We start from the raw sequence: 23,882 nt of genomic DNA, 5'->3' as shown, positions 1-23,882 counted from the left end.
AAATTTGATTTTATAGATTTTTCCAGAGCCAGAGATGAATGTTTTGATAAATCAACTTACTTTTTAAGCCTTGATGATTTTCAATTAGTTCTCGTATTTCATTTGGCACATTTAAAAAATAGAACATATTGAAATGTTTGGGAATATTTTCTATTCTCTCCCAAGATACTTTCTCTCCATCGTTTATTAATAATAAATTTAGATTTGGATTGAGGGCATGGCTCAATGCTAGAATATTACCAAAATTAATACCAAAAGAAGTTGTGATAAGTAAAGAGTTGTCGCTAGGCGCGATCGCACTGACAATTTGAGGATTATTGAAACTAATAACTTTAGTCCAAGATGCCTCCGAATTAACATAAAATAAACAAGAAGTTAAGCTTATTGTCAGAATTGATAAAGTTATCGCTTTCCAGAAGAAACTTGGCCAAATCTTAGGGTGTAAAATTTTCGTTGTGAATAAATAAGCGATCGCAATTTCTATACCTAAATACATGGGGAGAAGATAGCGACTAGAAGTAGATCGTTGTCCCCCTAAAATAAGATCGGGAGAGGCTAAGGCTAAAGGAACAATTAATGTTAAGATGAGAATAAATAGCCATACTTTTACAGGAGTATGACAACAGAGAAAATAAAAGGAATAAAAAACTAAAATTAAGAATAAAGGGAGCGTTATGTAATTTAGTAAAGTATCAAAACCAAAATTTTCTCTCGAAAAGATAAAAAGGCGACTAAAGTGCATTCCCCAAAGTTTTAACCAGAGCAAAAATGGCAAAGGAATTTCTGTCCAACTTGGTCCTGTTTTTGACCAAGAAGATAGCATGACTCTCAGCCAAGGAGAAAATAAAAATAAGGCAAAACAGGACGCAAAACTATAAAACAAAAATGATTTTATGCCCCGCAATTTGGCGATAATAATGTCAACGAGAAAAAGATATATTCCTTGTCCCATTGCCACGATCGCGGAGATAGGAAAGATATAGAAGGAGAAAGCTAGAGCAAAAGAATAACCGCCCCATTTTTGCAACTTTTGTGGCCAAGTCGCCCTAGTATGGGTGAAGCGAATTGCTCTTAATAAGAGGATGCTGGTCAGTAAAATTGAAACCGTCCAGAGACTATATTCTCTTGCTTCTCTGGCGTAGAGAAAGAAATAAGGAGAAAGAGAGCAAAGTGCGATCGCCATCCATCCTACTAAGGGCGAGCGAAAAAGCTCCCAACATAGTCCATATAAACAAGGGAAAATCAGGAGACTTATCAACGTAGAAAAGCTGCGAACAACAGAAATTGAAGACCCAAACAGAGCCGCCCAAAGTTTAATTAAAATATAATAAAGTGGAGGATGTTGAGAATCTTCCAAGGCAAGAGCGTTAATAACATGAAATATATTGCGATCGGGGTTGGAGTTTTGATATTTTCGTAAGTCTTTAACTTGAATAACTTCGCCGGTAAAAACCTCTTGCTTGACTTCTTCGGCAGTATAACCAGAAATTCGCAGTGAAGTAAAAGCCTCATCGTGCCAATAAACTTGGCCATCCAGATTATAGAAGCGCAAAAAGATGCCTAAAATAAGAATAATAAGACAAAACCAACGCCACCTTTTCACAATTTTTATCCTCCACCAACAATAGTAACAATTTCCAAGCGATCGCCTGCTTGCATTATCGTATTTTGCCAATATTGCCGATGCAAAATCTCCCCATTATATTCAACGGCAACCAAACGAGGATTGAGTCCTATTTGTTCGAGAAGTTCTGGCAAAGAACTGTTGGCGCTACAGATTACAGCTTCACCATTGACTTGTAAGGTTATCGATTGTTCATTGTTCATTATTCATTGATAACTGATAACTGGTCACTGTTTAAGTTGGCTGAGAAAATATTGAGCGATCCGCGTCGGTTGTTCTGCCTGCATAATCGATCGCACAACTGCTACTCGTTTTGCGCCTGCTTCGATAACTTCAGTGAGGTTTTGTTCGTCGATCCCGCCGATCGCAAACCAAGGAAGCGGACAATTTGCCTCGACATGACGCAGATACTCAAATCCTGCTGCCGCTTTGCCCGGTTTGGTGGGAGTTTCGTACACCGGACCCGCTCCAATATAGTCCGCACCCTCGGCGATCGCTTTGTCCATTTCCCCCGGATTTGTGGTAGAACGACCGATAAGACGACGAGACCCCAAAAGTCTCCTCGCGACTTCGATGGGGGTATCCTGCTGCCCTAAGTGGACTCCATCCGCATCGACCGCCAAGGCAATATCAAGGCGATCGTTGACGATAAATAGCGCCCGATACCGATGACAGAGATCGCAGAGTTTTTGCGCCTGTGCCAATCTCACAGTATCGTCAGCAGTTTTGTCGCGATACTGCACGAGGGTTAAACCACCTTGCAAAGCCGCTTCAACAACAGCAAATAATTGCTGAGAGGGAGAAGTGACGAGATATAGTAACGACTCATCGAGAAGTTGCTGGCGACTCGTGCCAAAAAGTTCTGTTTCCAGAACATAAGTCCGATAGCGAATTTGCTTCGCCGCCGTTGCCATTTCCGGGCGTTCCAATTTGCCGTATTCTTCCAAAACCCTTAAGGCTTCTTGTACTCGGCATAAATTCGCCTGTAAAACTTGTTTGATATTCGTGCGGGTTTCTTCTTGAGGATGAGATAAGTCCGTACCGGGATCGCCGAGAGTGTCCCGGGCTTGGCGAATTTCAGCACTGTGCCAAGTGGCGATTTCTTGGCGCATTTCCTTGCACGTTTGAGTCAGTTGGCGATCGCTTAAGCCAAAGCGACACCATTCCTCAACGATTCTCAAACCTTCTCGCGCCCGGTCTAGATTGGCATCTAAAATCCGGTAGACAGCTTGCATTTGCCACAAGTCATCTCTGTTTTGTTCGCCCATTTAACTGCTTTGTCCTTCGATTACCGTAGAAATTCGCGTACTCAATGCAATTAATGTACCAGCAAATGCCAACGCGATCGCGCCTCGGATTCCGGTTGCGGGAATCCCTTTCACGGCCAAGAATATGCCATCAAAGAAGCTCATAGCGGCACTAAACCCGCCAAAAAACAAGCCGATCCCCAATCCCGATCGCACTGGGGGGACTAATCCCAAGACAAAGGGAACCATCCCATTGAGAATGAGGCTAAAGGCAAAGGCCAAGAATACCGATGCGATCGCGACTCCGACTCCATTGGGAAAAAATGTAACAATTTCTAACAAAACGATCGCGCCGCCAATTCCCGCTAACATTCCTCGAGTATTGCCCAATTTGACTGCCAATTTTCCGGCGGGAAGGGCAAAAATTGCCATTCCCAAACTAAATCCCGTCATTCCCCAACCCACATTCTCGGCTAAGAAACTGCCATAAACCGGCCCCAAGGTGGCGAATAAAAAGCGAAATGCCCAAGCAATACCAATTCCGGTGCCAATAATGACTAACACAGTGGGTAAACCGAGATTCTCGCTATTTTGACTTTCTTCGGGTTGCGGGGAATCTGGCGGGGTGACAAAGCGTAAAAAGGCTGCCCCGATTAATAACGCGACAGAGCCGATCGCAAAGGCGAATGCGGGTCCAAAGCCTAAAATGAAGCCATAAGCGGTAAATCGCAACCCGCCGACCAATTGCTGAATCAGAGTCAAACAACTTGCTGCAACGGGTAAGGCGACGGGAGGGGCGGTTTTTCCCAGTAATACCACGGCGGGACTGCGGAAAATTGCCATCGCCGATGCCCAAGCGACAACAATAAAAGGAAAAATTGATTTCGCGATCGCGGAAGAACCACCGAAGATAGCGATCGCGGGAATGCCAATAAAACAAGCAGAAGCAAGAATTACCCCCCCTGCAATAAAAGGAAACCGCGTCCCCATAAACCGTTGAAAGCGATCGGACAAACCGCCAGCAATGGGTTCGATAACGGCTTCTAAGGCATGTTCGATGGTTAAAAGAACGATCGCGAATTCTTTGGCAAAACCTAACTGTTCTAATAATGGCGGTAAATATAGCGCATAAATCACCCATGTCAGGGTAATAGCGCCTTGCACTGCCGTAATTCCACCAACGCGCCACCACAAAACTCGATCTCGTGCCATTGTTTTTTTACCCAAACTCTTTATGATTCTATTTTGCCTTTGCTGTCAGTCGAAATGACTTGTGAAGCGATCGTAATCTTCTTTTGTCACTCTGAGGAAAGCGCCGATTCAAAAATGAAACGCGATCGCAGACTTTTCCCAACTCAACAAAAGCACGATCGCAATTCTTATAATACAGATAAATTTTGTAAATAATGTCATTTATTGCGTTATAATAGAACAAAATAGTTGTCTTTCTATCTCTCTAAATCAGCAGGAAAGGACAATGACTAAACATCAAAAAGTAGTTGGTATTATCGGCAGTTATCGCAAAAATGGGATCGTAGATTCGGCAATTACAGAAATTCTCACCGAAGCAGAGAATCAAGGGGCAGAAACCCAGAAAATTTACCTTCAAGATCGACAGATTGAGTTTTGTACGAATTGCCGTACTTGCGTACAGAAACCGGGCAAGGAAAGAGGAAAATGCGTCCTCGAAGATGATATGAATGAGATTTTACAAGAGATCGAACAAGCAGATGCTTTAGCGATCGGTGCCCCTGTTAATTTTGGCAATATTAATGCCTTAACGCAACGGTTTTTAGAACGCTGTGTGTGTTACAGTTATTGGCCGTGGGATGCACCCATTCCTAAACTGAGAAATCCTCAACCCAATAAAAAAGCGGTTCTGGTTTCCTCGAGTGCTGCCCCGGCTTGGATGGGAAGGTTTTTAAGCGGGGCTATGCGATCGCTGAAAAATTTGGCGCAAATGTTAGGGGCGAAACCCGTAGGTATATTATGGGTTGGACTGGTTAATCCGAAGGAAAATAAACTCAACGATCGCATTGTACGACAAGCTAAAAAATTAGGTCAAAAGCTGGCAACTGCAAGTTAAGAATTTGTGCCGACAGCGAACTTATTATTTTATTCCTCCGATACCTTAATAATAATTTTGCCAACGGCTCTTTCTGACTCGCTGTAATCATGGGCGATCGCCACTTCTGAGAGAGGGTAAACGCGATCGATAATTACACGCAGGCGATCGCTTTCAAGCCAATCTTTGAGAATATTTAAATCTTCTGCCTTGGGGTTCAACACGATCCATTTTGATTTTTTCCCCGGTAAAATACTCGTGACAACATTCCAAAATGCCCCCGAGAGATCGGGAAGCGTTGAAATATAAATACCTTTCGGTTTGAGAACCTGACGGCATTGAGGAAATGTCTTTTTGGCAACCACATCAAAAATGCAATCGTATCGGACAGAATTTTGAGTGAAATTTTCTTGAGTATAATCGAGGACGGTTTCTGCTCCCAGCGATCGCACTAAGTTTAAATTTTTTGTACTGCAAACTCCCGTTACTTTTGCTCTTAATTTTTTGGCAATTTGTACGGCAAAAACGCCAACTCCTCCCGATGCACCATTGATGAGAACGCGATCGCCTTCCTTAACTCGCCCTAGATCTCGCAATGCCTGCAATGCCGTCAAAGCCGCTAAAGGGACTGCTGCCGCTTCTTCATAGCTTATATTAGCAGGTTTAGGAGCAAGAATACTTTCGGCAACAGCAATATATTCAGCATTGGTACTGCCTTGAAAACCTGCACTCGTGCAAGCAAATACAGCATCTCCCGATTTAAATTGCGTGACGCGATCGCCAATTTCTTCAACAATTCCCGCAACATCAAAACCCAATATTTTCGGAAATTTCTTGCCCGAAAAGGCTTTCAGCATTCCTTTGCGAACTTTCCAATCGAGAGGATTGATACTACTGGTACAAACTTTAATTAAGACTTGTTCTGCTGTAATCTTCGGCTTGTCAATCTCGACATATTGTAGCAGGTCGGAGGAGCCATATTCTTCAAGGATAACTGCTTTCACGATCGCAAATTTAGAGAAATTATTCGAGCGATCGTTATCATAGGGAATTTTCCCTCGCAGAATGGTAAATCTTAATAAATCTTCAGAGGATTTTCTTGGACTTATTAACATATTAGAGAGAGCAAGTTTGACGATCTCTTGCTCTATCTTGAGTAACTTGACGATAACTCTATTGAACGGGTGCATCTCAGTTTTGCAACAACACCAGAATCGGAAGCTAAAACCCTGATTCTACCGTTGTCTAAATTATCGATTTACAAATTTGAGATGCACCCCTATTGAACTTTGTCTTGATTCAGACTGTCTAAATGTTGATTTCCATTCATTTGTACAGGAGATTGAGCTATTTTTCCTTTTTCTAATGCGTCCGTCCATTGTTTAGCTAAAGAAATTATATCGGAAGGCATCATTACTAAGGTAGTCGTGTTATTTTCCGCACCAATTTCGGTTAGCATTTGCAGTCTTCGTAACTCCAAAGCTGCCGGATTTTCCATGATTTTTTGCGAGGCTTCTGCTAGTTTGATTGAGGCTTCTTGTTCCGCAGAGGCTTTAATTAAACGCGCCCTTTTCTCACGTACTGCTTCTGCTTCTTTCGCCATTGCACGCTGCATGGCAATAGGAATTTCAACATCTTTAATTTCGACTCGTTCGATTTCTGCTCCCCAAGGGGCAGTAACTTCATCGACAATTTCTTGGACTTTATAATTAATCTTATCGCGATTTTGCAAGACATCATCAAGAATATTCTGTCCGACGACATTTCGTAAGGTGGTCATCGCCGTTTGATACACTGCATCTTGATATTTTTCAACTTTATTAATGGCTTTATTGGGGTCGAGAATGCGATAATAAAGGACGGCATTTACTTTAATGGTAACACTATCGGCAGTTACGGCTTCTTGTGGGGCGATGTCAACGGTTTTTGTGCGAATATCGACTCGAGCTTTCTGGTCGATCGCAGGAATAATCCAATAGAGTCCAGGTCCTTTAATCGCTTTATAGCGCCCTAAACGAAAGATAACCCCTCGCTGATACTCGCGATCGATTTTAAACCCACTCAAGGCATAAAAAAAGGCAATTCCACCTAGAAAAACTAGAACTTCCATCTCAATTCCCCCAAGATAATTCGCGCGGCTTCTATCTCTAGGTTGACTCAGAAAATAAGAATTTGAGCATTTGAGCCAAATTTTCAATAGTTTTTTACAATTGCTTTGCAAAACTTTAGAAATTGGTTACTCGTATTGTTCGCTAAAGTAAGGATATTTTATTTGATAAGGCGAAATTTTGCCATAATGGGGAGGTGATCCGAGGCTTGTTTAGCTTCGGTAATGACTCGCCATTCGAGGAGTTCTAAGCGATCGCGACTATAAAAAATATAGTCAATTTTGGCGATCGCTGCATCTGAAGGAAAGGTTTTGGCTTCGTCAGAGAGGAGGCGATCTCGAGGGACAGCAGAAGCCATTTCCGGCAGATCGAGGAGGAGGGAAATGGTCGGATCGGGATGTTCGGCAGTAGGAGGAGGACTGTTAAAATCTCCAATGAGTAAAATAGGATATTGTTTGTTATATTTTGTGAGTAATTGCTGGATAAATTGTGTTTGTTTGCGACGAGTATTTTGATTAAAGGCTTCGAGGTGAACGTTAATGATAATTACAGTTTCTTCTTGAATTTTAACTCGTGTAACTTGAGCGAGGCGATCGATATAAAAGGCGTTGTAATAAAAAGGATTCTCGGCTACTTTTTCTAAAACAATGCGATCGTGTTCTTGAATGGGATAGCGACTGAGAATCGCCTGTCCGGAAAGGATACGCCCAAAATGAGCAGAGAAGGGCAAATAAGGAAAGGGAACGTAATTTTTATCCCAATTCACTGCGATCGCGCGATTTGCAATCCCTAACCCTTTTGCTAATACGTCAACTTGATTGACCTGAAAAGAACGCTGAGAAGCTAAATCGATTTCTTGCAGTCCGATTAAGTCTGGTTTGAGAGGTTTTAACGCCCCAATTGCTGTTTGTAAATTATTCTCAAAAAACGCTGGCTTTCGAGGTTCTGTGGTATTATTGGTTAATCCCGATAAATAACCAATATTGTAACTCACAACCGTTAATGTTTCATTGGGTTTGCGATCGCTTTCAAGCTCATTGCTTTCAAGTTCATTGCTTTCAAGTTCATCCGCAATGATTTCTGCATACTTTTCTTGAGGATAGCCTCCCGAAGAAGCCCACAAATAAAAGAGAACAAGAGCAACAATAGGAATACTCAAGGTAATTCCCAGAATTTGTAAAATTCCGATCAAGTTTGCAGTTTTAATGCTTCCCTCCTTTTTTCTGCGAATAATTTCACTCAATCCTTATTGCTCAATAATTATTCAATCAGTGAAAAATTTATCCCATTAATAATCCTTTTGATTTTGCCATTTTTAACCAGTTAGGATACTCAGTCATTAACTTATCGTAAAGTTTATCATCGCTAAACGCGAGAGGATCGGGAACGCTGAAAAAGTCGGCATTATCGATGTAGCGATTTCTCAAATTGTCCAAACCTTCTAAAAATTCAAAATTCCCCGAACCAATCGCCATAAACTGCCAAAAGATAGGTTCATAGGAAGCCCGAGTCAGTTGTTCTTCTGTGACTTGGCGATCCATCGAAGCACCATCGGTCACAAACATCACATAGACGGGTTGAGAGGCTGCAATTGGTTCTTTTTGAGTTGTTTTTCCTCCACCAAATAAGCTGCCAAACATTCCGGTTTTCGGTTCATTTTTCGTCCCCGGAAAATAAAAATTACGGATTGTTTGCATCGCCTTTCCGTAATAAGTCCCCCCTTCCAAAGGATAGCGTTGCTGAAGAGTGCCAATAAAATTTTGGCAGTTTCTTAAATTCATATCTCCTGCTTCGTGAGATTTGAGACCGAAGAGAAAAATATTAATTGCGCCATCGTCATCAAATTGACAGCCGAGGGCGAGAATACGTTCGGCGAATTGTTGTATTTTTCCGGAAAAATAAAGAGAAGACATCGAACCGGAAATATCCAAGCACAAAGCAACTTTAGCGCGATGTTGAGTTAAATTCGCTTTTTTCAGGGAAATGTCTGCTTTTTTAGCTAGATCGATTAATTGCGGTGCTTCTTTTTCAATCTTTTCTAAAGAAATGCCCATGATTACAATTCTCCTGAATTTATTTTTGTGACAATGCGATCGCGAGAATCCTAATAATTTTGTCTCATTGAGGTGGGCATTGCCCACCCGACTATTATTAAGGGGCTTGATAATATTTTTCAACAAATGCAGATAAGCCAGCATTGTAACCTTGACCTACGGCTTGAAAACGCCAAGTTCCATCCTTACGATACAAGCGACCGAACTCGAGGGCGGCTTCTGTGGAAAAGTCCTCATCAAGTTCGTAGCGCGTAATTTCTTTCTCCGTTTTTGCATCAGCAATGCGAATAAAACCATTTCTGATTTGACCAAAATTTTGTCGTCTCGTTTGTGCTTCGTGAATGGTGACGACAAAAATCAATTCTTCAATACTGGGATCGATTTTGTCTAGATTAACTTCAATGGTTTCGTCATCACCTTCTCCAGCCCCAGTACGGTTATCGCCTAAATGTTCTATGCCGCCATCAGGAGAGGTTAAATTATTGTAATAAACAAAGTATTTATCGGCGGGGATTTTGCCATTTCCTCCTAGCATAAATACAGAGGTATCTAAATCAAAAGTCGTGCCTGTATCTGTGGCGTTAATATCCCATCCCAAACCGACCCAAGCATTGGTTAATCCGGGGGCTTCTTTGGAGAGATCGATGCGTTCGCCTTTACTTAAATTAATGGTCATGTTAACTCCCTAGGATTGCAATTTCGATCGCATTTGACGATGACTCAATTTTATACTCGATCCCTACAAAGCTGCCATTCAGATTCCGGATTTTTTACAATTGTTTAGCGATAGGATTGCAAAATTTCTTCGAGTCCATTAACATTAACTCCTTCACCGATGGCTTGCATGTCCCAGCCATTGTTATCGCGGTAGACTTCGGCTAAAATCATTCCCGTCATGCCGCTATAGGTAGCACCAGACAGATTGTAACGGGCAATTTCTCGATTATCGGCCATATCGATCAAACGAACAAAAGCATTTTTCACTTGTCCGAAATCTTGTTTGCGCTGATGGCATTTATAAATATTGACGACAAAGACTAATTTTTCAATTTCAGCAGGAATTTGCGGAAGTTCAACGATAATTTGTTCGTCATCTCCCATCCCTTCTCCTGTTAAATTATCGCCGAGATGAGCGATCGCACCGGAATTATGACGCAGATTGCCAAAGTAAATCACATCACTTTTGTCACGGAGTTGTTGTTGCGAATTTAAACAAATTATCGACGCATCGAGATCGTAATCGTAGGTGCTGCCAAACAGCCCGAGAAAACCGCCGGAACTCGGGGCTACATCCCACCCTAAACCGCAAAGCACTCGGGTTAAACCGGGAGACTCTTTAACAAGAGAAATTCGCTGTCCTTTTTTGAGATTAATGGTCATAGTTCGATTTTGACAGACAGGGTTCAAGAGTTGCGGGCATTGCCCACTTTTATATTCTAGAGAAAACCAAGGTAAAAACAGAAGATATCCCACGTCAAATATTTATTTGACGTGGGATAGTCTAAATGTTCTCATTAAAGTTTATTGGGTGGCTAATTCAACCACTTTAGCAAAGGCATCGGGATCGGCAACAGCAAGTTGAGCCAACATTTTCCGATTGATTTGGATGTCTGCTTTTTTTAACTTACCCGTGAGTTGACTGTAACTAATGCCATGCTGTCTGGCGGCGGCATTAATCCGGACGATCCATAAGCGGCGAAAATCCCGCTTGCGACGGCGGCGATCGCGATAAGCCGATCGCAGGGCTTTCATTACCTGTTGATTGGCAGTGCGAAATAGTTTGGAATGAGAGCCTCTAAACCCTTTCGCCAATTTGAGAATTTTTTTACGGCGCTTGCGGGCGACATTGCCTCGTTTTACTCTAGTCATGGTTCTGATTTACCTATTTTTATAAGGTGGAAAAATTGCAAAGGAACAGGAAGCAAAGTTTGCCAGCGCGATCGCATTGCGGCAAATTTTATAACCACTGATTACATATAAGGCATCATCAAATGCACATTTTTTTCGTCGCTCCCATCAACCAATGATAAATTAGAGAGGCGGCGACGCTTGCGTTCGGCAGATTTATGCTCGAGCATATGGTTTTTATAAGCTTTGCGGCGACGAATTTTACCGCTTCCCGTCGGTCTGAAACGTTTGGCGGCAGCTTTACGAGTTTTTAGTTTAGGCATAGATTTGTCTGAATTCGACACAATTTATTATTTTATCATACTTTCGATTTCCGATTCCCAATTTATAAATTTATGACGATCTGGCAAGCCGATCTTTATCTATCTTCCCGCTTAAGTACGGCACGACAAGCGGTTTGGGAGTTAGTGCTATGCGATCGCCAAGGCAATCTCATCTCTGAGGCAATCTGTTCTCAAAAACAGGTTGATACTGATTGGTTGCTCACTCAAATACATAATATAAATAAAAATTATCCCGATCGCATTCAAGTTTTTCGCCCACAATGTGCAAACTTATTCGAGATTGCCAGCAAACAATTGGGAATTCCTCTCGAAACGACACGACGTACCCCCGCCCTCAAACAACTTCTGAGACAGCGAGGAGAATCCACCGAAATAGAAAAGCCTCCCCCACAACCTCTGCCCGATCGCCTTTGGGGGGAAAAATGGCGTTTTGCCAGTTTGCCAGCCGGAGAAGTCGTGAGAGAGTTTTGCGATCGCCCGATTCCCATTCTTGATATCCCTGAAGATTGCGCTCCCGATAGATTGGGATTATCTTCCTCTTTGCTCATCCCCGGCATTATTATTGAAGGTGGGAGACAATCAATGCAACTGGCTCGATGGGTGCAAGAAATACGTCCTTATTGCCTCGATTATATTTCCGTAGAGGCTGAGCGATCGGGGGGAATTGTCTTGGAAGCGGGACTTTGCGATCGCTGGGTTTTCCAAACGTTTGACGATCCGGAAGTCTCTTTAGCCGCCCGGGAATATCAAAAAAGACAACAACACAGTCAGGGTTTGCACTTTCTCCTCATCCAACCCGATAATGTTAGCAGTAATTTTACGGGATATTGGTTATTAATGAACGAAGAGTGATAAATATTCATCTCCTAATTCCCCATGCAACTTCGACACAAAACCTTACTCGCGATCGGCGGGCTGTTAACGGGCTTAATTGCAGTTCTTTCCGTTAGCTTGTCCAGTATTCTTTCGGGCAGTTTTGCGCGGGTCGAGAAAAAGAGCGCGATCGCAAACGTACAAAGAGCGATGGAAGTTCTCAAAGAAGAAATTAACCTCTTAGGGATTTTATCAAAAGACTGGGCGTATTGGGATGATATGTATGAGTTTGTCGAAGATGGCAATCAAGAATTTATCGAGGCTAATTTAATCAGTGCCGGGATCGAGAATTTAGAATTAAATTTTGTTGCCATTCTCAACACCCAAGGACAAGCAATGTATGAAACAGAATTCGATTTGGAAAACTTGCAAGAAATCCCGCTCACATCCAGCCTTAAAAAACATTTATCTGTCGATCTTCCCCTACTTCAACACGAGACTATTGAGAGCAATTCTCAAGGGATTCTCCTCTTACCCCACGTCATTGCTTTAGTAGCCTCTCAACCAATTTTAACTTCCAACGAAGAAGGTCCCGTGCGCGGAACCCATGCCATCGGACGCTATCTCAGTCCAGCTAAAATTGAAGAAATTGAAAAACGCACGCGACTGACTTTAAACTTTTATCGCTTGGACGATCGCAATCTTTCCCCAGATATACGCAATATTTACGCTCAACTTGATGAAAAGTCCGTCATTGAGCCGAAAGCCGTCGCGATCGTGACTCAACCTCTCAATGAAGAAGAAATTGCCGGATATACAGTTTTTCGCGATATTTACGATAACCCAGCTTTAATTCTACAAGTGACCATACCTCGAGAGATTTATCAACAAGGTCAAAACAGCTTACGTTATTTGATTTTATCATTATGGGGAGTTGGCATTACTTTTAGTATTGGAACTTTAATTTTTATTGAAAGGATGGTTCTTTTGCGATTGAGCCATCTCAGTACGGAAGTCAAAAAAATTGGTGTCGCTCATGATTTATCTCAGCGCATCCGCTTATTTGGTAATGATGAATTAACCGGTCTTGCTCAAACTATTAATTGGATGCTGGAATCTTTAGAAAGTAGCGAAGAAGAAGTCAAACGAGAGCGCGAAAAAGCAGAAGCATTGCTCTTAAATATTTTTCCTGAACCAATTGCACGCACTCTTAAATCCGAGCGCAGGGCGCTTCCTCAACATTTTGAGAGTGTTACTATTTTATTTGCCGATCTCGTCGGTTTTACAGAGTTATCCGGACGATTATCTCCCATTGAACTCGTTGAATTGCTCAACGAAATTTTTTCCCAATTTGATAAATTAGTCGATGACTTTGGCTTAGAAAAAATCAAAACTATTGGTGATGCGTATATGGTTGCTGCGGGGTTGCCTATTCCTCGAGAAGATCATGCCGAAGCGATGGCAGAAATGGCATTAGCCATGCACAAATCAATGCAAAAATTTCATCGAAATAATGGTGAAACTTTTCAAATGCGAATTGGCATGAATACGGGAGTTGCTGTTGCGGGGGTCATTGGAAAAAAGAAATTTATTTACGATCTTTGGGAAGATGCTGTGAATATTGCATCGCGCATGGAATCTTTAGGAAAACCGGCTGCCATTCAAGTTAGTACGACCACTTACGAACTTTTAAAAGAGCGCTATCATTTTGAGAGACGAGGGCAAATTTGGGTGAAAGGAAAGGGGATTATGACAACCTATTGGTTGATGGGCAAAAAGGAAACTATCGAAATATCAATTTAGGCTCAATAATTGTGTCTAAAATGAGATCGAGAAAAAGACAAAACAATCCAATAATATAATAGAGACAATGTATCTATTCTGGTCTTTGATACAAAAAATGCTATAATAAAAATAAAATAAAGACCCATGCCCCTTCGTCAAAAAACTTTAATTATTATTAGCAGTCTTTTGTTAAGTTTAATCATTGTTCTTTCTGGTAGCTTATCTCTTGTATTTTTAACCAGCTTTTCTCAACTTGAAAAACAGAATACGCGGCGAAATGTAAAACGGGCAATCGCTGTTATTCAACACGAGCTTTTTCTTTTAAGTATTTTAACAGAAGATTGGGCATATTGGGATGATATGTATGATTTTGTTAAAACTCGCGATCGGGATTTTCTCAACAAGAATTTACCTTCTACAACAATCGAAAATTTAAATTTAAATTTTCTTTCTATTTTAAATCTACAAGGAGAAAAGATTGTTTTTAGAGAATTAGATGAAGAAAGTAATTCTCATTCTGAGATGCTTTACGAACGCGAAATAACTATCCCATCCATTTTGCAGCAGCAGTTATCTCCCAATCGCCCTCGCTTGAATCAAGAAAATTTTGATAGTAGTTTGCAAGGAATTATCTTATTAGAAGATAAGATTTTAATGGTTGCCGCAAAGCCAATTTTAACCAGTGGAGAGAAGGGACCTATTCGCGGTAGTTTAGCGTTTGGGCGGTATATCAATCAGAAAAAAATTCAAGAAATTTCCCAACAAACTCAGCTTGCGTTACAAATTCATCGTTTAGACGATCGCCAACTTTCAGAAAACTTGCAAAATATTCACGATCGCTTGGAAACGCGATCGCTGCGACATCCCGATGAATCCCCAATTTTAACGCAAACCCTCGATACTAAAGAAATTTCCGGATATACAATCTTTCGAGATATTAACAATCGCCCAGCCTTTCTGTTAGAAATTACCACGCCTCGCCATATTTATCAACAGGGTCAAAAGAGCTTATATTTCCTAATTTTTTCTCTATTAGTCGTTGGCATTGTTTTTAGTGTTGGAATGGTTATTCTATTAGAAAGAATGATTTTATTGCGTTTGAGTCATGTCAGTCAAACCGTCCGACAAATTGGTATTACCCACGATCTCTCTCGACGCATTTTCATCAAAGGGAGCGATGAATTAAACCATCTTGCCAATATAATTAATTGGATGCTGTCATCTTTAGAAACCAGCGAACAAGAACTAGAACAAAAACAACAGCGATTAGAAGAAGAACAAGAAAAATCAGAACGTTTGTTACTGAATATTTTACCCGAACCCATTGCTCAAACTCTCAAAAGTAATCAAGATGCGATCGCGCAAAATTTTGACGAGGTAACAATTTTATTCGCCGATATTGTCGGTTTTACGGATTTATCTTCTCGATTATCTCCTATTGAGTTAGTTAAATTACTCAATGAAATCTTTTCTCAGTTTGATAGATTAGTCGATGAATTTGGCTTAGAGAAAATCAAAACTATTGGCGATGCGTACATGATCGCTTCGGGCTTGCCCACTCCGAGATCGGATCATGCGGAAGCGATGGCAGATATGGCATTAGCCATGCAAAATGCTGTCCAAGAATTTCAACAAACATACGAGCAATCTTTACAAATTCGGATCGGCATTAATACTGGAGTTGTTGTTGCTGGGGTGATTGGTAAAAAGAAATTTATTTACGATTTATGGGGAGATGCTGTCAATATAGCCTCTCGCATGGAGTCGTCAGGAGAACCTTCTGCTATTCAAGTGACAGAAGCCACTTACGTCCGTTTAAAAGATAAATACAATTTGGAAAAACGAGGAATCATTCAAATTAAAGGGAAAGGAGAAATGATAACCTATTGGTTGAAAGGAAATAATAGTAAATCGGAGTAAAAATAAAAGAATAAGCGATTATTACTCGCTTATTCTTTTGCTTAAAAACGGCATAAAGGAATCGATCGCGATTCGATCCAAGTTCCTTGAGATTCGCTACAAGTCGAGCGCAAAACTTCCTCATTGAGGGATGTTTGTCCGGGGATGCACTCAACCATTTTGCTGTATTGTAATTCGGTATCTTCCTCAGAAGCGCGTTCTCCTTCATAGTAAGTAGAAATCGTGCCGCCTTGTCCTTCACACGCATTCATAAAAGGATTATTGGGCGTTACAGCAACAGGGGGGCGAGAAGGTGAAGGAGGGCGAGAAGAAGGGGAAGAAGGAAGAGGAGAGGTTGAATTAACACCTTCTCTGCATTGTCTTCTCAAACTTTCTAATTCGCGGTTTAAACTGGCAATTTCTTGCCCGGAAGATTGAGGTTGACGGGCGCGGAGAGTTTGCACTTCTGAAGCGACTTCCATCAGCATTCCCATCACTTCCGTCGGCTCGAGATCTCCTGAAGTGCGGCGCATAATTGAAAAAACGCGATCGCCGACAGTTTCGATTAATTCTGTCATGCTGTTATCGGAATTTCCTTCAGGAATATCTACGCCAGTAAAGCCGATAACTTGTTCGAGAATTCCAGTGATTTTTTCAATGTCGCGACCGCCTTCGGGAACTAAGCGAGAGAATAAGCCAATCATATCTTTCATATTAGACAAGCCAAAACCGTTTTGCGATCGCTCTCTTTCGGCTTGTTCAATGGCACTGATTAAAATGAGTTCTTGGCGGGCGGCTTCAGGGCTGTAGGTCTCGCAGGTTAAAGATTGGGCGAGGAGAAAGCGATCGGAGGTAGTTTGCGATCGCCCAGTGAAGGTCATTAGTGGCGATAGTAACAGCAAACTGGAAAGGAGAAGAGGGGAGAGAGATTTGGGTCGCATGGTTGAGGGAAGGTGGAATTTGGGTTGGGCATTCAATTTAATAATGAATGCGATCGCGCTGCAAATGTTCCCGATGAGAGGGCGATCGCTGAGTGTTAGAGGCTCTCTCAATCCTGAGTTGGCGATCGCGATTATTGTTATTTTATTTATAATAGTTGCTAGAATTTCTCATTGTTCTTGTGAGCAGAAAAGTTTCTCCTGATTTCTCCAAAGCTAAACATACTCTTGCTAAAGCCGTTCAATGCGAAATTGAACGCCGTTTACACTATTCCCTACATAATCGAATTTTTCTCACACTGGAACTCCAAGAAGATTGCGATCGCGTCAATCCTCTTGAGGCGATCGAGGTCAAAATTGGCACTGAGGACAACACCACACGACTCGAAAATAATATTAATATTGTCGATCTTTGCGATCGCGCAGAAATGGGTGGTAGATTGCTCATTTTGGGCGCTCCTGGAGCAGGGAAAACAACAACATTACTGAATTTAGCCAAAGTTTTAGTCGCGCGAAGTTTGATTGAAAATACCCCCATCCCTATTCTCTTGTCTCTTTCTGCATGGAAAGAAGACAAACAAAGTATTCGTGACTGGATTATTACTCAATTAAAAGAGAAATATGGTCTTCGTAAAGATATTGGCAAATATTGGGTCAATACAGGAACAATTTTTCCTTTTTTAGATGGTTTGGATGAGGTTAAACCCAAAAGACAAGAATGTTGCGTTAAAGCAATTAATACATTTTTACAGGAATGGCCAAATCGCGTCATTGTTTGCAGTCGTATCGAAGAACACGATCGTTTACAAATTCGTTTAAGATTAAATAGTGCGATCGTTTTACAACCGTTAAATGAGGCATTAATCTATGATTATATCCAACGGACAAATGAGCCTTCTCTCTGGGATAATATTTGTAATGATGCCAATTTACGAGACTTGATGAAAACTCCTTTATTATTAAATATAATTGTCTTAGCTTGCGAGAAATTTTCCTTAGCAAAATGGCAAGAGTTAGATTCTTCTGAAGAGCGATTGGATTGTTTATTTGAGGCTTACATCGAGGAAATGTTAACGCGATCGTCTCATAAACAATGGCAGTATAACGAAAAAAAAACTAAACATTGGTTGGGATATTTAGCAAGACAATTGATCGAAGAAAATATTACTGAGTTTTATATTGAAAAAATGCAGCCTTCTTGGTTAGAAACTCGTCAACAAAAGTTTATTAATGGATTAATTTACGGATCGATTTATGGAAGCAGTTTTGGAGTAGCGATTGCAATGGTACACAATTTAATTAATGGACTGCTTGTAATTTTAGGTTATGGGCTGCTGAATGGACTATTTTCTGGGCTATTTTGTATGCGATTTCGTTTCGGAAAAATAGAACCTATTGAAAACATCAGTTTTTCTTTTCAGGTACTGCGTAAAAAATTCTTGAAATCCTTTGGTATTGGATTACTTTGTGGGTCAACTAGCATTATGATAGGCTCTTTGTGGGCAATTGACTGGCAGCATGATAACTTAGATATCGTATTGATTTCCAGTCTCATTCTTAGCTTAACTCTGGGTTTGATTTGTGGTTTTCTTTTTGGAATTATTTCAGGATTTTTTAATACTGAAATTGAAAACAAAACAATCCCCAATCAAGGAATAAAACGTTCAGTTTTAAATAGTATTATAGTTTTTATCATTGGTTGTTTTTTGATTAGCATACTCCTGATATCTTTTCTGTCAATATCAATTAAATCTCTTATATTAGTAAAGTTTTTGATGATGCCAATATTATTAATGATCTTTAGTGGTATAACTATGGTTGGTGGGCTTGCTGCTATTCAACATTTAGCACTTCGTTTTGCTCTAACACAGAGTAATAAGATACCTTGGGATTATGCTCGCTTCCTCAATTATTCCGTCGATCGCCTTTTCTTGCAACGAGTAGGAGGGAGTTATCGTTTCCTGCACGATCTGCTTCGACAGCACTTTGCTAGAAAATATGGTTAAATAGAGAGAGGAATGTAAGTTTTCTCGATTTGACACGCTTCATTTTATCAATATTTTTGTTAGGTTTCGTTATATTTAACCCAATTTACTAATCTGTTTTCTTGCGATCGTGCAATCTCCTCCTACTTTTCCTCAAGCTAAGAAAACCCTCGCCAAAATCGTCCAACGCGAGGTTGAGAATCGCTTGCATTATACCTTACACAATCGAGTATTTCTCGAGTCAGATATTCAAGAAACATCTCAGTCAGTTAATTCTTTTCGAGCGCTAGATATTGAAGTTTATTTTGAGAACGCAAAAACATTAGACAAAAGCACAAATATTGCTTCTATTTTTGACCGAATGAGTGGACGATTTCTCATTTTAGGTGCTTCGGGTGCGGGGAAAACAACACTGCTTCTAAATTTGGCTAAAGTTTTGCTAGAGCGGAGTCTGATTGAAAATACACCTGTCCCGATTATACTCTCTTTATCTGCATGGAACGATGAAAAACAAGGTGTTCGTGATTGGATTTTTTCGCAATTACAAGAGAAGTATAGAGTTCGAGGGGATATTGGTAAACATTGGGCCAAAACAGAAGCAATTCTTCCTTTTTTAGATGATTTAGATGAAGTCGATCCAGAACAACAAGAATCTTGTATTCAAGCAATTAACTTATTCTTGAAAGAACAATGGCAAAGTAGTGCTGTTATTTGCAGTGCTTGCGAGGAAAGCGATCGCTTGGAATTAAATGGCGCGATCGCATTACAACCATTAGATGATAAGTTCATTCGTGATTATATCCAAAGAACAGGCGATCTTTCTCTCTGGGAACAGATCTACAATGACGAGCATTTACGAAATTTAGTTAAAACTCCTTTATTGTTCAATATTATCCTACTGACTGGCGAAAAATTTTCCTTAGAACAGTGGCGAGAATTGCCGTCTTCAGAAGAGCAATTGAATTACTTATTTGAAACTTATATTGAGAAAATGTTGGCGCGATCGCAAAATGAAAAGAAATGGCAATATAACGAGGATGAAACTAAACATTATTTAGGAATATTAGCAAAGCAATTGATTCAGGAAAATACAATAGAATTTTATCTTGAAAAAATGCAAGTGTCTTGGTTAGACAATCGCAAGCAATGGCTTCTAGAAGGGATACTTTATGGATTGATGTGTGGATTATTTTATGGGACGAGTGTTGGCTTGATGCAAAAAGCAATTTATGGATGGGGTTTCGGATTGATTTTTGTGTTGATTGGTGGTTTAGGTGGCATATTAACAAATCCTAAAAATATTAATTCTAAAAATGCCAAACCTGTTGCTCGTTCAATTTTTTTATCTAGTATTGAATCCATAAAAAACTCACCTTTTTCCTTTTCTGAAATCCGTAAAGGATGTTTAATGGGGATTTTCAAAGGCTCCTTTATTGGCATGATTATTGTATTGATTATTGGATTTTTTTTATTATTATTTGAATCATCGAGTAATGATATTATCTCTAATGTACTCGCACTAATCACCATTCTGATTGTTGGATTGATTTTTGGAGCTTTTATCGGATCGATTATAGGGCTAGTATCGGGATTAGGTAATGCTGAGATCGCCAATACAATACTTCCCAATCAAGGAATTAAGCAGTCTATGAAAAAAAGTATTTTTATTCTCTTTGTTGGTTTGTTTTTTGGTCTTTTCTTCTCAATCGGTGTTCCACAAATTATGGATAAACTTATAGGAGTTGCCTTAATGATATCGCTCATGTTTATTGGCATGTTCGGTGGATTTAATATTTTTCAACATTTAGCACTTCGCCTCGTTCTCACATACACTCGTAAAACACCTTGGAACTATTCTCGTTTCCTCAATTACTCTACCGATCGCCTTTTCTTGCAACGAGTCGGTAGTGGCTATCGTTTCCTGAATAATAGCCTGAAACAACACTTTGCTAGAAAATATGGTTAAATAGAGAGAGGAGTGTAAGTTTTCTCGATTTGACACGCTTCATTTCGTCAATATTTTTGTTGGGTTTCGTTATATTCAACCCAATTTACTAATCTGTTTTCTTGCGATCGTGCAATCTCCTCCTACTTTTTCTCAAGCTAAGAAAACCCTCGCCAAAATCGTCCAACGCGAGGTTGAGCGTCGCTTGCATTATGTTCTATATAATCGAGTTTTTCTCGATCCAGATAATCAAAAACCCCTTGACATGGTGACTCCTTGTTCGACGCTCGATCTCCAAGTGAGCTTTGGAGGGATCGGCACTTTAGATAAAAGCATCAATATTGCTACCATTTTCGACCGGCTGGGTAGGCGATTTCTCATTTTGGGTGCTTCGGGTGCAGGCAAAACAACATTGCTTCTGAATTTGACAAAAGTATTGTTAGAGCGGAATTTGACTGAATATCCCCCCATTCCTGTTTTGCTTTCTCTCTCTACATGGAACGATGAAAAGCAAAGTATTCACAACTGGATTATTGCTCAATTACAAGAAAAATATGGCGTTCGTGAAGATATTAGCAAAAATTTGGTTAATAGTGTAGCAATTCTCCCTTTTCTAGATGATTTGGACGAGGTTTCTCCTGAAAGAAAAGAATCTTGTTTGAAGGCGATTAACTTATTCTTGAGAGAACAATGGCAACATGGTGTAATTATTTGCAGTTCTATGAGCGATCGCTTACAAATTCGTATCGGATTAAGTCGCGCGATCGCATTACAACCATTAAATAAAGAGTTCATCTGCGACTATATCCAAAAAACAGGTAATTTATCTCTCTGGGATAATATTTGTAACGATCGCTATTTACAAGATTTAGTCAAAACTCCTTTACTCTTAAATATTCTCCTATTGACTGGCGATCGCTTTTCTTTAGAACAGTGGCAAGCGTTAAAATCCTCAGAAGAGCGATTGGATTATTTATTTGAGGCTTATATCGAGGAAATGTTGATGCGATCGCATCCCGAAAAATGGCAGTATAGTGACGAGGAAACTAAGCATTGGTTGGGATGGCTGGCAAAGCGATTGATTGAAAACAAGATGACAGAATTTTATCTTGAAAAACTAGAGCCGCATTGGTTAGAAAATCGTTGGCAAAGACTGATTGAAGGATTGATTCTTGGACTCTTGTATGGACTACCTGCTGGGGGAATTCTTGGTTTAATGAGTGGAGTCGTTTATGGGTTAGCTTTTGTACCAAGTTCTGTATTATTTTTTGGACTATGTTGTGTATTAATTAATCCAGAAACTGCTAAATCCGATCGCAACAATCGTCAGTTTCTTGAAAACTCAGCATTTTCCGTTTCTGCCATGCTGCAAGGATCTGCCAGAGGACTCCGGATCGGATTGATTGCTGGATTAATTCTGGGAATGCTTTTTGGAGTGCTGGTTTTTTTAGTAACAGGTTTGGATAACGGTGCGATCGCTCATTCAATTGTTGAGTTAATTGCCAAGCTAATCTATGTCGTATTTTCTGGACTGATTATCGGACTAGCGATCGGCTCGATTGTTGGGTTAATTTGTGGATTTGTTTTTGGGCTAATGTCAGGATTTGGGAATGTTGAAATTGTTAATAAAGTAGTTCCTAATCAAGGGATTAAGCAATCTCTTGTTCGGACGATTATCATTCTTTTGATTGGCTTTATTTTTGGCAGTCTCTCCTCGATCGGTGCCGAAAAATTTATGAATGGGTTCACAGGATATATTTTATTGATGTCTTTTAATTTTGCCAATATCCTTGGGGGATCTACTGTCCTCTGGCATTTATCTCTCCGTATTATTCTCACGAAAACCAACAAAATACCTTGGAACTATGCACGCTTTCTGAATTATTCCGTCGATCGCCTTTTCTTGCAGCGAGTCGGGAGTCACTATCATTTCTCTCACGATCTTCTCCGACAACACTTTGCCAAAAAGTACGGAAATTAAACGATCGCCGCGATCGCCATCTCCTTGATAATGATTAATTTTTAATTCATTAAATCCCGATGGTATACTTCTGCCATTCCTGATGGCGACCGCTGCGAATATAGCGAGCAATTTCAAAATGAAGACTGCTATAAGGACGACGAGGTTTAGAGAGAAGGGGCATATGAGCTTCATCAGGGGTGCGACTGCCTTTTCTGACATTACAGCGCACGCAAGCGGCAACTAAGTTATCCCAACTGTCTCTCCCTCCGCGAGAGCGAGGATTAACATGATCGAGGGTTAATCCATCCCCTTTATAGGAACAGTATTGACAAGTGTGGTTATCTCGTTCTAAGATATTTCTCCGGGTTAAAGGAATTTCCTTGTAAGGAACTCGGACGTAATAACGAAGACGAATAACCGTGGGAATGGGAAATCTAGTCCGCAATTCCGCTTTTTGGTATTCGAGTTGCTCGGCTTTGCCCTTGAGCAATAAGACAACCGCTCGTCGCCAACTGGTGATATTGAGCGGTTCGTAGGAGGCGTTTAGCACCAGAACCTTGCCCATTTTTCCTCAAAAAATTTTTGTGCAAATATATCACAGATGGTAACACAAGCCCGCAAAAAAGTGTTTGCGGTTGCGATCGTATTATGTTAAGCTCAGCGTTCTATTTTCTCAAATCCCGCTTCATCTGCTCGATTTCCTCATCCATTTCCCATTGACGGAAGCGATCGTCGAGGGGATCGTATCCCGTGTTGTTACTATATTTGGCGGCTTTTTCCCAACCCGAAGTCGAACTCGATCGCGGGGCTTCAGCTTGCGATCGCGCTTCTTCGGCTGCTTTAGCTTGAACTTCTTTCCGTTTTTGCTGAGTTTGTTGCAATAATTCTTTAGCTTTGACGAGGTTTTGTTTGACTCCCTCCATTTGCCCCCATTTTTGATTCCCCTGACGCAGGAGAGTCGCTTCTCGTTCTTTTGCAGCCCGAGCTAAGTCGGGTTCATTTGCACTTTCTGCTTTACTCACTCGCTTGTGCCAAAGTTCGATATTTTTCGCGATCGCTAAAATTTCATCTTGAATTTGCTGTTCTTGCCGTTGCAAATTCAGAATTAAACGGCGAGTATCCTCTTCTTGTTCTCTTAATTGATCTTCGATCGCCTGCAATTCCAAATGCGGATTATCCCGCAAAAACTCATCCAAGCGTTCTTCTAAAAATTTACCAATATCATCAAATAAACCCATCTTTTCAGTTATCAGTTATCAGTTAT

At 40.6% G+C, this 23,882-nt stretch carries 22 protein-coding genes; 7 read left to right on the top strand and 15 right to left on the bottom strand.

Annotation, left to right across the window (positions count from 1 at the left end; genetic code table 11):
- Positions 1–10 precede the first annotated feature (10 nt).
- The 4 genes from AC6RV6_RS20775 to AC6RV6_RS20760 are packed head-to-tail and all read right to left on the bottom strand — an operon-like array spanning position 11 to position 4,083.
- Complete coding sequence (locus tag AC6RV6_RS20775; protein ID WP_500242787.1) at positions 11–1,603, bottom strand: glycosyltransferase family 39 protein; 1,593 nt, start codon at positions 1,601–1,603, stop codon at positions 11–13.
- A 5-nt stretch (positions 1,604–1,608) separates the two neighbouring features.
- A complete protein-coding gene (gene thiS, locus AC6RV6_RS20770) occupies positions 1,609–1,827 on the bottom strand; it encodes a sulfur carrier protein ThiS (protein ID WP_500242786.1) in 219 nt (72 codons plus the stop codon).
- Between the two features lie 24 nt (positions 1,828–1,851).
- Positions 1,852–2,892, bottom strand: a complete 1,041-nt coding sequence (locus AC6RV6_RS20765) for a thiamine phosphate synthase (RefSeq protein WP_500242785.1) — start codon at positions 2,890–2,892, stop codon at positions 1,852–1,854.
- On the bottom strand, positions 2,893–4,083 hold the full coding sequence (locus tag AC6RV6_RS20760) for an MFS transporter (protein ID WP_500242784.1): 1,191 nt from the start codon (positions 4,081–4,083) through the stop codon (positions 2,893–2,895).
- 265 nt (positions 4,084–4,348) lie between these two features.
- Here AC6RV6_RS20760 and AC6RV6_RS20755 point away from each other — a divergent pair, with 265 nt between their 5' ends.
- Positions 4,349–4,957: a flavodoxin family protein gene (locus tag AC6RV6_RS20755; RefSeq protein WP_500242783.1), complete on the top strand. Its 609-nt coding sequence runs from the start codon at positions 4,349–4,351 to the stop codon at positions 4,955–4,957.
- A 29-nt stretch (positions 4,958–4,986) separates the two neighbouring features.
- Here the strand turns inward: AC6RV6_RS20755 and AC6RV6_RS20750 are convergent, their stop codons facing one another.
- From AC6RV6_RS20750 to rpmI, 8 genes are all read right to left on the bottom strand, one after another.
- The gene (locus tag AC6RV6_RS20750) at positions 4,987–5,940 is read right to left on the bottom strand and encodes an NAD(P)-dependent alcohol dehydrogenase (RefSeq protein WP_500242795.1); all 954 of its coding nucleotides are present in this window, start codon (positions 5,938–5,940) and stop codon (positions 4,987–4,989) included.
- A gap of 275 nt (positions 5,941–6,215) precedes the next feature.
- A complete protein-coding gene (locus AC6RV6_RS20745; protein ID WP_500242782.1) occupies positions 6,216–7,046 on the bottom strand; it encodes a slipin family protein in 831 nt (276 codons plus the stop codon).
- 158 nt (positions 7,047–7,204) lie between these two features.
- Complete coding sequence (locus tag AC6RV6_RS20740) at positions 7,205–8,287, bottom strand: endonuclease/exonuclease/phosphatase family protein (RefSeq protein ID WP_500242781.1); 1,083 nt, start codon at positions 8,285–8,287, stop codon at positions 7,205–7,207.
- A gap of 37 nt (positions 8,288–8,324) precedes the next feature.
- Positions 8,325–9,098: a VWA domain-containing protein gene (locus AC6RV6_RS20735; protein WP_500242780.1), complete on the bottom strand. Its 774-nt coding sequence runs from the start codon at positions 9,096–9,098 to the stop codon at positions 8,325–8,327.
- A 97-nt stretch (positions 9,099–9,195) separates the two neighbouring features.
- Positions 9,196–9,774, bottom strand: coding sequence for a TerD family protein (locus tag AC6RV6_RS20730; RefSeq protein ID WP_500242779.1), 579 nt, complete (start codon positions 9,772–9,774; stop codon positions 9,196–9,198).
- A gap of 104 nt (positions 9,775–9,878) precedes the next feature.
- Complete coding sequence (locus AC6RV6_RS20725) at positions 9,879–10,478, bottom strand: TerD family protein (RefSeq protein WP_500242778.1); 600 nt, start codon at positions 10,476–10,478, stop codon at positions 9,879–9,881.
- A 141-nt stretch (positions 10,479–10,619) separates the two neighbouring features.
- Positions 10,620–10,967 (bottom strand): 50S ribosomal protein L20, encoded by a 348-nt coding sequence (gene rplT / locus AC6RV6_RS20720; protein WP_500242777.1) that lies wholly within the window; start codon positions 10,965–10,967, stop codon positions 10,620–10,622.
- Positions 10,968–11,068: 101 nt separating this feature from the next.
- Complete coding sequence (gene rpmI / locus AC6RV6_RS20715; protein ID WP_500242776.1) at positions 11,069–11,269, bottom strand: 50S ribosomal protein L35; 201 nt, start codon at positions 11,267–11,269, stop codon at positions 11,069–11,071.
- 72 nt (positions 11,270–11,341) lie between these two features.
- Here rpmI and AC6RV6_RS20710 point away from each other — a divergent pair, with 72 nt between their 5' ends.
- The 3 genes from AC6RV6_RS20710 to AC6RV6_RS20700 all read left to right on the top strand — a co-directional run bounded on the left by AC6RV6_RS20710 (position 11,342) and on the right by AC6RV6_RS20700 (position 15,808).
- Entirely contained in the window at positions 11,342–12,142 is an 801-nt protein-coding gene (locus tag AC6RV6_RS20710) for a Tab2 family RNA-binding protein (RefSeq protein WP_500242775.1), read from the top strand.
- A gap of 24 nt (positions 12,143–12,166) precedes the next feature.
- Positions 12,167–13,906: an adenylate/guanylate cyclase domain-containing protein gene (locus AC6RV6_RS20705; protein WP_500242774.1), complete on the top strand. Its 1,740-nt coding sequence runs from the start codon at positions 12,167–12,169 to the stop codon at positions 13,904–13,906.
- Between the two features lie 126 nt (positions 13,907–14,032).
- Positions 14,033–15,808, top strand: coding sequence for an adenylate/guanylate cyclase domain-containing protein (locus tag AC6RV6_RS20700; protein ID WP_500242773.1), 1,776 nt, complete (start codon positions 14,033–14,035; stop codon positions 15,806–15,808).
- 41 nt (positions 15,809–15,849) lie between these two features.
- Here the strand turns inward: AC6RV6_RS20700 and AC6RV6_RS20695 are convergent, their stop codons facing one another.
- Positions 15,850–16,839, bottom strand: coding sequence for a hypothetical protein (locus AC6RV6_RS20695; protein WP_500242772.1), 990 nt, complete (start codon positions 16,837–16,839; stop codon positions 15,850–15,852).
- A gap of 68 nt (positions 16,840–16,907) precedes the next feature.
- Between AC6RV6_RS20695 and AC6RV6_RS20690 the strand changes: the two genes are divergently transcribed.
- The 3 genes from AC6RV6_RS20690 to AC6RV6_RS20680 all read left to right on the top strand — a co-directional run bounded on the left by AC6RV6_RS20690 (position 16,908) and on the right by AC6RV6_RS20680 (position 22,636).
- Complete coding sequence (locus AC6RV6_RS20690) at positions 16,908–18,731, top strand: NACHT domain-containing protein (protein ID WP_500242771.1); 1,824 nt, start codon at positions 16,908–16,910, stop codon at positions 18,729–18,731.
- A gap of 109 nt (positions 18,732–18,840) precedes the next feature.
- Positions 18,841–20,676 carry an NACHT domain-containing protein gene (locus tag AC6RV6_RS20685; protein ID WP_500242770.1) on the top strand — a complete coding sequence of 612 codons (1,836 nt, stop codon included), beginning with the start codon at positions 18,841–18,843 and terminating at the stop codon, positions 20,674–20,676.
- Positions 20,677–20,785: 109 nt separating this feature from the next.
- Positions 20,786–22,636: an NACHT domain-containing protein gene (locus AC6RV6_RS20680; protein ID WP_500242769.1), complete on the top strand. Its 1,851-nt coding sequence runs from the start codon at positions 20,786–20,788 to the stop codon at positions 22,634–22,636.
- Positions 22,637–22,685: 49 nt separating this feature from the next.
- Here AC6RV6_RS20680 and AC6RV6_RS20675 read toward each other — a convergent pair whose 3' ends face one another.
- Complete coding sequence (locus AC6RV6_RS20675) at positions 22,686–23,183, bottom strand: HNH endonuclease (protein ID WP_500242768.1); 498 nt, start codon at positions 23,181–23,183, stop codon at positions 22,686–22,688.
- A gap of 100 nt (positions 23,184–23,283) precedes the next feature.
- The gene (locus tag AC6RV6_RS20670) at positions 23,284–23,856 is read right to left on the bottom strand and encodes a TIGR04376 family protein (protein ID WP_500242767.1); all 573 of its coding nucleotides are present in this window, start codon (positions 23,854–23,856) and stop codon (positions 23,284–23,286) included.
- Positions 23,857–23,882: the final 26 nt, after the last annotated feature.

The organism is Spirulina sp. LEGE 11439 (genome assembly GCF_059821285.1).
The sequence above is the reverse complement of the archived record's forward strand: the minus strand, read 5'-3'. Positions and strand labels throughout refer to the sequence as shown.